Here is an 8,900-nt window from a genome sequence, read left to right on the forward strand (position 1 = left end):
GGGACATGCCCCCGATCGGCACCGACTGGCTGCGCAGCAAGAACGCCCCCGGCTTCACCCCGCTCGGCCCGTGGATCGTCCCCGCCGGCTCCATCGCGGACCCGTCCGACCTGCAGGTCACCCTGAAACTCAACGGCCAGACCATGCAGGACGAGTCCACCAACGACATGATCTTCGGCGTCGCACGGCTGGTCGCGTACATCTCCCAGAGCGCCCGACTGCTTCCCGGCGACCTGGTTCTGACCGGCAGCCCGGCCGGCAACGGCATCCACTGGGGCCGGGTGCTGCGCGACGGCGACGTGATGGACGGCTCGGTCACCGGGCTCGGCGCCCAGCGCACCCGCTGTGTCGCGGAGGACGCAGGATGACCGCCGCCCGTATCGACCGTACGGATCCCGAGGCGGCGATCGCCGAGACCGCCAAGGCGTACTCGAACTGGGGCCGCTGGGGCGAGGACGATGTACTCGGCACGCTCAACTTCCTCGACGAGGCCAAGCGCCGCGAGGGCGCAGCCCTGATCCGCGACGGCGTCAGCTTCTCCTTGTCACAGGCCTTCGACATGGACGGCCCGCAGAAAGGCTGGCGGCGGCGTACCAACCCGGTGCACACCATGCTCGCCACCGGCACCGACGCCGCTCTGGGCGGCCAGGGCTTTCCGCACGGTTTCGGTGGCGCCGACGACGTGATCGCCATGCCCCTGCAGTGCTCCACCCAATGGGACGGCCTCGGGCACATCTTCGATCACGGCAAGGCGTGGAACGGCCGCCCGGCGGAGAAGGTCGTCACCTGCGAAGGCGACCTGGTCACCGGCATCGAGCACATGGCTCCGCACGTCGCCGGGCGGGGCGTCCTCCTCGACGTGGGCCTGGTCATCGGCGAGGACGGCGAACTGCCCGACGGCTTCGCCATCACCGAGGAGCACCTGACCGCAACCGCCGCCTCGCACGGTGTGACCGTCGGTCGTGGCGACCTGGTCCTCGTGCGCACCGGGCGCCTGGCCCGCGCCCGTCACGAAGGCTGGGGCGACTACGCGGGCGGGCCGGCGCCGGGGCTGAGCTTCAGCACGGCCGGCTGGCTGCACCGGAGCGAGATCGCCGGGATCGCCACCGACACCTGGGGCTTCGAGGTGCGGCCCAACGAGTTCGACCACGCCTTCCAGCCGCTGCACCAGGTCGCCATCCCTCACATCGGTCTGCTCATCGGTGAGATGTGGGACCTCGACGCCCTCGCCGCACATTGCGCCGCCGACGGCCGGTACGAGTTCTGGCTCACCGCCGCGCCACTGCCCATCACCGGGTCCGTCGGCTCACCGGTGAATCCCATCGCCGTCAAGTAACGCCCTGGACTGCCGGGCGGGCCGCGCCCGGACGGCAACGCCACCCTCGACCGCCCGGCCCGCAACACCCCCCTCTGCCGCTCGAAGTCGCACGGCACCATCTCAGGGAGAACCCATGAACGACCCCCGTCCCCGCACCGTCCTCGTCATAGGCGGCGGCGCGTCCGGCAACGCCGTGACCGTGCTGCTGCAGCGGGCGGGCATCACCGTGGAACTGATCGAGGCCAAATCCGACTGGAACGTGCTGGGCTCCGGCATCACCCTCCAGGGCAACGCGCTGCGCGTGCTGCGCGAAGTGGGCGTATGGGACAAGGTCCGGGAGAGCGGTTACGCCGTCGACGCCGTCGGCATGGCCGCGCCCGACGGGACCGTGTTCCATGTCCAGAAGGACTTCCGCACCGGTGGGGACGACCTGCCCTCGATCTTCGGCATGCAGCGGCCACGGCTGCAGGAGATCCTGTGTGAGGCCGTCCTCGAGAGCGGCGCGACGGTACGCCTCGGCACCACCGCCGAGGAACTGGTCCAGGACGCGTCCGGCGTCACCGCCCGGTTCAACGACGGCACCGAGGGCCGCTACGACCTTGTCATCGCCGCCGACGGCGTCGGCTCCCGCACGCGCGCGATGATCGACATCAGCGACAAGCCCGAACCGACCGGCATGGCCATCTGGCGCGTCCCCGTGCCCCGCCCCGAGCGCGTGGAGCGCATGGACCTGTCCTACGGCGGACCGTGCTACATCGCCGGCTACTGCCCGACCAGCAAGAACACCATCTACGCCTACCTCGTCGAGGCCAACCGCGACCGCGCCTCCATCGACGCGGCCTCGTACGCGGACGAGATGCGGCGGCTGGCCGCGCCCTACGGGGGTGCGTGGCCGGAGATCGCCGCGAGCATCACCGACCCCGCCAAGGTCAACTACACCTGGTTCGACCGGCTGCTCGTCGAGGGCTCCTGGCACCGCGGCAGGGTCGTCCTGATCGGTGACGCGGCCCACGTCTGTCCCCCCACGATCGCGCAGGGGGCGGCCATGTCGCTGGAGGACGCCTCCGTACTGGCCGGGATGCTGAGCGAGGAGCAGGACTGGAGTTCCCTCGACGCCCTGCTGACCGGCTTCTACGAACGCCGGATCAACCGTGTCCGCATGGTGGTCGAGGCATCCGTGCAACTCGGTCAGTGGCAGCTGGACGGCGTCCGTGACGCCGACGCACCCGGTCTGATGAGCCGCACGATGTCCGCCCTGCAGGAGACCCCGTGAACCCCGTGAGTCACCAGAACGGCGCACCCACGATCGACGTCCACGCGCACGTCCTGCTCCCTCAGGTCGAGGAAGCCGTCGCCGGCCACCCCGGTCTGGCCGCGGCCCGCGATCTCGACGCCCGCCGCAACGGCCCCGAGGCCATCGCCGTCAGCGGCCCGATGTTCCGGGACCGCTTCCCGAGGCTGACCGACGTCAAGGCCCGGCTCGCCGCGATGGACGCCTCCGGGATCGACGTCCAGCTGGTCTCGCCGTCTCCGTCGCACTACCACTACTGGGCCGACGAGGATCTGGCCCGTACGGTGTGGGAACTGGCCAACGAGGGCACCGCCGCGCACGTCGCCCAGGCCCCGCAGCGGCTGCACGGCCTCGGCCTGGTCCCGCTCCAGCACCCGGGCCTCGCCGTCGAAGCCCTCGAGCACGCCCTCGGCCTGGGCCTGCGCGGTGTCGAGATCTCGAGCCACGCGCCGGGACGCGAACTGTCGGACCCCGCGTACGAGCCGCTGTGGACACGGGCCGAGGAAACCGGCGCGATCCTCTTCCTGCACCCCTTCGGCTGCACGCTCGACGAGCGCCTCAACCGGTGGTACCTGTCCAACACTGTCGGGCAGCCGACCGAGAACGCCGTCGCCCTGTCCCATCTGATCTTCTCCGGAGTCCTGGACCGGCACCCGGGGTTGCGCATCGTCGCCGCCCACGGTGGCGGCTATCTGCCCACCCACATCGGCCGCTCCGACCACGCCTGGCTCGCCCGCACCGACACCCGCGGCTGCGCGCACCCGCCCAGCAGCTACCTCAAGCAGCTGTACTTCGACTCCCTTGTCCACGACCCGGACGTGCTGCGCGAACTGATCCGGGCAGCCGGCCCCGACCGGGTGCTGCTCGGCTCCGACTTCCCCTTCGACATGGGCACCGACGACCCGCTCGGCGCGCTGCGCGACGTCACGGACCTGCCCGCCCCCCACTTCCACGCCGTACGCGGCGGCAACGCGGCAGCGCTGCTCCGCCTTGTCGGAACCGTCTGAACCTCACAGAGGAGAACCCCCACCATGAGCTCACGTCTGCTCACCCACCTGCGGCACGTCGACCTGGCCGTGCCGGACTACGACAAGCAGCTCGACTTCTACGCCGGCGTCTGGGGCCTGACCAAGGTCGCCGAGGACTCCGGGATCTCCTTCCTGGCCGCCGAGGGCTCCCCCGAGCAGTACATCGTCCGGCTGCGCAAGGCCGAGGAGAAGCGCCTCGACCTCATCTCCTACGGCGCGGCGAACCCCGCCGACGTGGACACACTCGCCGAGCAACTCCTGGCGGGTGGAGTGCAGTTGATCTCCCAGCCGGGCAAGGTCGACACTCCCGGCGGCGGCTACGGCTTCCGCTTCTTCGACATCGACGGCCGCACCATCGAGGTTTCGGCCGACGTCGAGGCGCGCCGGCACCGTCGCATCGAGGAGAAGGAGTCCATCCCGGTCCGTCTCTCGCACGTCGTCCTGAACTCCCCCCATATCAACGCCACCCGCGCCTGGTACGAGCAGCACCTCGACTTCCGGCTGTCCGACACGATGGCCTTGCCGCACATGGGCGAGGTCATGCACTTCATGCGGGTCAGCAACCAGCACCACTCCATGGCCATCGCCAGCGGTCCGCACACCTCCCTGCAGCACCTCTCCTTCGAGATGCGCGGCATCGACGAGTACATGCGCGGCTCCGGCCGCGTGATGCGCTCCGGCGCCCGCAAGATCTGGGGCCCCGGGCGGCACATGGCGGGCGACAACACCTTCACGTACTTCCTCGACCCGCACGGCAACACCGTGGAGTACACCACCGAACTCGAAAAGCTGGACGAGGACACCTGGCACCCGCACATCTACGACCTGACGAAGCCCGAGAACGCCGACCAGTGGGGCACGTCCAACCCGATGAACGAGATGGTCGCCAAGGAGATGCTCAACGACGTCGACCGCGGCGTCTTCGTCGCTCCGCCGGTCTGACCCTTTGTCCCCGGGGGCTCGGCGCACTCCCCCGCCCTGCCAGGCCGCCGCGCCCCCGGCCTGTGCCAACCCACCCAGCTCCCTAGGAATGCCATGCGTTTCGCCACGTACGAACAGCACGGCCGCAGCCGTCTCGCCACCGTCGAGGACGACGACGTCCTCTACCCCTGCCCCGGCCGAGCCTCGCTTCTCGATCTGATCCAGGCCGGTCCCGAGGCGCTGCGCGAGGCGGGCAGCGCAGGCCTGGACGTGCCGCGCGGCCCGCACGTCTCCCAGGTGCGACTGCTGCCGCCGCTCCAACCGCCGTCCGTACGCGACTTCGTCACGTTCGAGGAGCACGTCGAGGGCGTACGGCGAAGCATCGACGGAGTCTCGGGCGCCCCGGACGCCTGGCACGACGCGCCCACTTTCTACTTCACCAACCCCTACGCCGTCATCGGCGCTCACGACGACGTCCCCGTGCCGCCCGGCAGCCAGGCACTGGACTTCGAGCTCGAAGTCGCCGCGGTCATCGGTCGCGAGGGCCGCGACCTCACCCCCGAGCAGGCCCGCGACCACATCATCGGCTACACCATCTACAACGACTGGTCCGCCCGCGACCTCCAGTCCCGCGAGATGCAGGTCAGCCTCGGCCCCTGCAAGGGCAAGGACACCGCCACCACCCTCGGCCCCTACCTCGTCACCGCGGACGAGCTGGAGCCCTACCGCGACAGCGACGGATTCCTGCGCCTGGCGCTGACCGCCGAGATCAACGGCGAGGCCGTCGGCAAGGACCTGCTGTCCAACATGAGCTGGACCTTCGAGGAGATGACCGCGTATGCCTCCCGCGGCACCTGGGTCCGCCCCGGCGACGTCCTCGGCTCCGGAACCTGCGGCAACGGCGGCTGCCTCGCCGAACTCTGGGGCGTACGCGGCCGCCAGGACCCGCCACCGCTCAAGCCCGGCGACACCGTCACCCTCACCGTCGAGGGCATCGGCACCGTCTCCAACACCGTGGTACCCGGTGCCGAACCGGTGGCCGTCCCTCGCGCCCGTAGGCGCCCGCGAGCGCGCCCGTGAACCGCGCACTGATCATGGCGACACGCAAGATCACCAAGGCCTCGAACCAGGGCTGGGACAGCCCAAAACCACCTCGGCGAGCACGGGCCACGCGCACACCCAGAGCTTCCTGGCCGGGCAACGACCCTGTATGGGAGAAGCCCGCCCTCACCAACTACCAGGTCAACGACGACCAAGGCTGAGGAAATCCACCATGAAGAAGCTTCCCGCCCAGCGCGGCCGCGTCGCCGTCATCGGCGCCGGGCCCGGTGGCATGGCCGCCGCACTCTCCGTCCACCAGGCCGGCCACGAGGTCGTGCTGTTCGAGCGCTACCCGCACGCCAGACCCGCCGGCAACATCCTTAACCTGTGGCCGCCACCCATCAAGGCACTCGGGCTGCTCGGAGTGAACATCGAGGACCTGGGTGCGCCCTGTACGTCCGAGTTCCGCAACGCCCGCGGGCGCCGCCGGGTCCGCGCGGCCCTTCCGGAGCAGGTTGTCCGCGACTACGGCGGTGGCTTTGTCGGCCTGCTGCGCCCCGAGCTGTACGAGCGGCTGCTCGACGCGCTGCCCAAGGGAGTCCTGCGGGTCGACCACACGGTGGAGCGCGTCGAGCAGGACGAGAGCGGTGTTCGACTGCACCTCGCGGACGGACGAGTCCACGAGGCGGACCTCGTGATCGGCGCGGACGGCATCGATTCCCTGGTCCGCCGCACTCTGTGGGGCGACAGCCCCAAGCGCGAGCACAACCTGCACATCTTCGGCGGCTACACCTTCGACGAGAGCGTCGAGACCGAGCCCGGGATGTGCGTCCTCTCCCACACCCGCACGGTGCAGGGCAGCTGGACCGCTATCCGCGACAAGGGACGTGACGGCCACCAGTGGTGGATACTCGAGGCGTTTGACGCCGGCCGGGAGTTCTCGGGGGACCTGCACTCGAACGCGACCAGCCTCGGTCAGGCCTTCGCCCGTCCGCTCCCCCAGCTGATCGCCGCGACCGACCCCACGCACGTTCAGCGCTGGGTGATCCGCGACCGCAAGCCGCTGAAGCAGTGGTCCAAGGGCCGCGCCACTCTCGTCGGCGACGCCGCGCATCCCACCTCCCCGTACGCGGGGTACGGCGCCGGTATGGCCACCGAGGACGGCTATTTCCTCGGCCGCCGCCTGGCAGGGGTGGACCTGAGCGACTACGACGCTGTCCGCCACGCACTCGACGCTTTCGAAGCCCCCCGCAAGCCGCACACCGCCCGGCAGTCCCAGCACGCCTACGTCCTCGGGCAGGTCTTCCATCACGCGCCGCGCGCTCTGCAACCGGTCCGGGACGCGATCCTGGACCGCACCCCACTGATGCAGAAGGTGGTCGGTGACTCCACCCCCGACTCGATCCTCACTCAGCTCGGGGAGATCGACCGGGCCGAAGCCCGCTTCATCACACTCCTCGGCCTCGACGGGACACACCACACCGCTTCCTGACCACGTGGCTGGGGCCCGCGCCCGCGCCCGGCGGGGCTGGCGCTGCCCCAGAACAACAGCCGCCCGACGCACACCCCGGCGCAGAACGCCAAGCGTTCATCGGGAAGTCGAAAACAACCTCCCCTACGCTCCACGACCGTCGGTCAACACATCGCTGGGATCCGCTCGGAGGTGGCCGAGCGCAAACTGGGCTTCGCCGCCGACAACTCGGCCACCAGCCGGGTCGCGGGGACGCCAAGCACCACGGCGATCGAGAACAGTGTGCCCACTATGGGATTGCCCGCGCCCTGCTCCAGATGCGAGAGCACCTGCTTCGCTGGCCTCGCCTGCCCGGCCAACTCCGCCAGGGACAAGCCCCGTTGCTCTCCGAGAAGGCCCACGTTGCCGCTAGCGCAGCGTTTCCTGAAGGCACCACCACTTCAGGCTCTCCGAGCCCTTGTCCTACCCCTGTGGCTCCAGGATGCAGGGGGCCTTGGTGAAACTATTCCGTCAGCGTGCCCATCGCGCGGTCGAGCAGTACGGCCAGGGGAACGGTGCCCCCACAGGCCACCCAGCCCGTCGCGGCCGCGTCCAGACAGGCGAGCGCGGCCCCGGAAAGCGCGTTCGGCCCGACCTCCTCCGGCTGGTCGGCGCTGACGCCCAGCCGCCGGCCGATCTCCGGCTCCAGCATCGTCTGCCAGCTCAGCTGCTTCTCGAAGTGCCGTGCGCGCAGTGACGGAGTCTCCTGGAGCATGCGCAGATAGCTGAGCGCCTGCTCGGGCGCCTGCTCGTTCGCCTGCGTGAGGACGTCGAACGCCTTGCGCAGCGCCTTCCAGGGACGCTCGGTGTCGGGACGGGCGGCGAACGCCTCCGCGATCTGACGGCCGGTCTCCTCCAAGCCCTGCAGGACCATGTCTTCCTTGGTGCCGAAGTACCGGAACAGGCTGGCACGCGACAGCCCGACCTCACCGGCGATCTGGTCGACGGTCGTCCCGTCGAATCCCTGCTCGCTGAAGAGCCGGAGCGCGGCCTCGACGACCTCCTTCCGGACCGTCGCGCGCATACGCTCCCGCAGACCGGGCGGTTTGGTGGCGGACTGGGCGGAGGTGCGGGCGGAGTCGGTCATGAGCAAAGAATACAACAGCGGCTCAATCTGATACTGAGCATCAGAAACATGGGCTCCCGGCGGCCACACTGTGCACGCCGGCCGTTCACGTCACTCCCACGGAGCGCGTCAGCGGATGCGAGGTGAGGGCCCACTTGACCCGGAGGACCTGCTCGGCCGCACCCTCCGCCCTCGGGGACGGCCGCGATTACGACGAAACCCTGGGCCGCGAGCAGGGAACGTGACGGCGGCCGCAGGCCCGCTCACCGCTCACCGCCTGGCGGACCGGCCGCGCCGAGGTCGGCGGCGACGCCGGCACCCGCCCCGAGAAGTTGACCCACCGACCGGGATCCCGGTCGATGGTCAGGCGACCGGACGACCACCGGTGACAGAAGGGGGGATGACCGCCCCGTGCCCACCCGGCCCTCCCCGTCACCCCGACGGGAAGGGCCTACAGTGCGCCGGGGACTCCCGGACACTTCGGGAGCCGCAAGTGGATCCTGACCACCGAGCCCGTCTTCATGTCTGCGGGCTGCCGCCCGAACCTTCCACCTCGTCACGGATCGGCCCGCAGCGTCTCGCTGCCGCGCGCGGCTTCAGGCCGGGGCGCCCTCGGCCACGGCGGGGACCGCCGCCCACTCCTCCCAGGACTTCAGCCGCTCGGCGTAGACCAGAGGGACGTGGTGGAGGGGGGGCGTGCGGAAGAAGACACGCAGCGGAGGGTT

The 8,900-nt window shown here is 70.3% G+C and carries 10 protein-coding genes; 8 read left to right on the forward strand and 2 right to left on the reverse strand.

Annotated features, from left to right (window positions below; genetic code table 11):
- The 8 genes from ABZ281_RS25030 to ABZ281_RS25065 form a co-directional block, all read left to right on the forward strand.
- Nucleotides 1–368, forward strand: a 368-nt coding sequence (locus ABZ281_RS25030) for a fumarylacetoacetate hydrolase family protein (RefSeq protein WP_356658864.1), incomplete at its 5' end; no start/stop codon positions are given.
- On the forward strand, nucleotides 365–1,336 hold the full coding sequence (locus ABZ281_RS25035; RefSeq protein ID WP_356658866.1) for a cyclase family protein: 972 nt from the start codon (nucleotides 365–367) through the stop codon (nucleotides 1,334–1,336). The genes ABZ281_RS25030 and ABZ281_RS25035, both read left to right, overlap by 4 nt.
- A 115-nt stretch (nucleotides 1,337–1,451) precedes the next feature.
- Nucleotides 1,452–2,591 carry an FAD-dependent oxidoreductase gene (locus ABZ281_RS25040; RefSeq protein ID WP_356658868.1) on the forward strand — a complete coding sequence of 380 codons (1,140 nt, stop codon included), beginning with the start codon at nucleotides 1,452–1,454 and terminating at the stop codon, nucleotides 2,589–2,591.
- Nucleotides 2,588–3,616 carry an amidohydrolase family protein gene (locus ABZ281_RS25045; protein WP_356658870.1) on the forward strand — a complete coding sequence of 343 codons (1,029 nt, stop codon included), beginning with the start codon at nucleotides 2,588–2,590 and terminating at the stop codon, nucleotides 3,614–3,616. Before ABZ281_RS25040 ends, ABZ281_RS25045 begins: the two co-directional genes overlap by 4 nt.
- A gap of 24 nt (nucleotides 3,617–3,640) precedes the next feature.
- Complete coding sequence (locus ABZ281_RS25050; RefSeq protein WP_356658872.1) at nucleotides 3,641–4,579, forward strand: VOC family protein; 939 nt, start codon at nucleotides 3,641–3,643, stop codon at nucleotides 4,577–4,579.
- Between the two features lie 93 nt (nucleotides 4,580–4,672).
- A complete protein-coding gene (locus ABZ281_RS25055; RefSeq protein ID WP_356658874.1) occupies nucleotides 4,673–5,638 on the forward strand; it encodes a fumarylacetoacetate hydrolase family protein in 966 nt (321 codons plus the stop codon).
- A gap of 14 nt (nucleotides 5,639–5,652) precedes the next feature.
- Entirely contained in the window at nucleotides 5,653–5,820 is a 168-nt protein-coding gene (locus ABZ281_RS25060; RefSeq protein WP_356658876.1) for a hypothetical protein, read from the forward strand.
- 11 nt (nucleotides 5,821–5,831) lie between these two features.
- Complete coding sequence (locus ABZ281_RS25065) at nucleotides 5,832–7,091, forward strand: NAD(P)/FAD-dependent oxidoreductase (protein WP_356658878.1); 1,260 nt, start codon at nucleotides 5,832–5,834, stop codon at nucleotides 7,089–7,091.
- A gap of 143 nt (nucleotides 7,092–7,234) precedes the next feature.
- On the opposite strand, the gene ABZ281_RS25070 is transcribed toward ABZ281_RS25065, so the two are convergent.
- Nucleotides 7,235–7,444, reverse strand: a complete 210-nt coding sequence (locus tag ABZ281_RS25070) for a helix-turn-helix transcriptional regulator (RefSeq protein ID WP_356658880.1) — start codon at nucleotides 7,442–7,444, stop codon at nucleotides 7,235–7,237.
- A gap of 128 nt (nucleotides 7,445–7,572) precedes the next feature.
- Nucleotides 7,573–8,196 carry a TetR family transcriptional regulator gene (locus ABZ281_RS25075; protein WP_356658882.1) on the reverse strand — a complete coding sequence of 208 codons (624 nt, stop codon included), beginning with the start codon at nucleotides 8,194–8,196 and terminating at the stop codon, nucleotides 7,573–7,575.
- Between the last annotated feature and the right edge of the window lie 704 nt (nucleotides 8,197–8,900).

The sequence above is a fragment of the Streptomyces sp. NPDC006265 genome, from assembly GCF_040613555.1.
Lineage (GTDB): Bacteria > Actinomycetota > Actinomycetes > Streptomycetales > Streptomycetaceae > Streptomyces.

Coding starts and splice junctions, on each gene's coding strand:
- ABZ281_RS25035 (WP_356658866.1), top strand. CDS start 365: ATGACCGCCGCCCGTATCGACCGTACGGATCCCGAGGCGGCGATCGCC.
- ABZ281_RS25040 (WP_356658868.1), top strand. CDS start 1,452: ATGAACGACCCCCGTCCCCGCACCGTCCTCGTCATAGGCGGCGGCGCG.
- ABZ281_RS25050 (WP_356658872.1), top strand. CDS start 3,641: ATGAGCTCACGTCTGCTCACCCACCTGCGGCACGTCGACCTGGCCGTG.
- ABZ281_RS25055 (WP_356658874.1), top strand. CDS start 4,673: ATGCGTTTCGCCACGTACGAACAGCACGGCCGCAGCCGTCTCGCCACC.
- ABZ281_RS25060 (WP_356658876.1), top strand. CDS start 5,653: ATGGCGACACGCAAGATCACCAAGGCCTCGAACCAGGGCTGGGACAGC.
- ABZ281_RS25065 (WP_356658878.1), top strand. CDS start 5,832: ATGAAGAAGCTTCCCGCCCAGCGCGGCCGCGTCGCCGTCATCGGCGCC.
- ABZ281_RS25075 (WP_356658882.1), bottom strand. CDS start 8,196: ATGACCGACTCCGCCCGCACCTCCGCCCAGTCCGCCACCAAACCGCCC.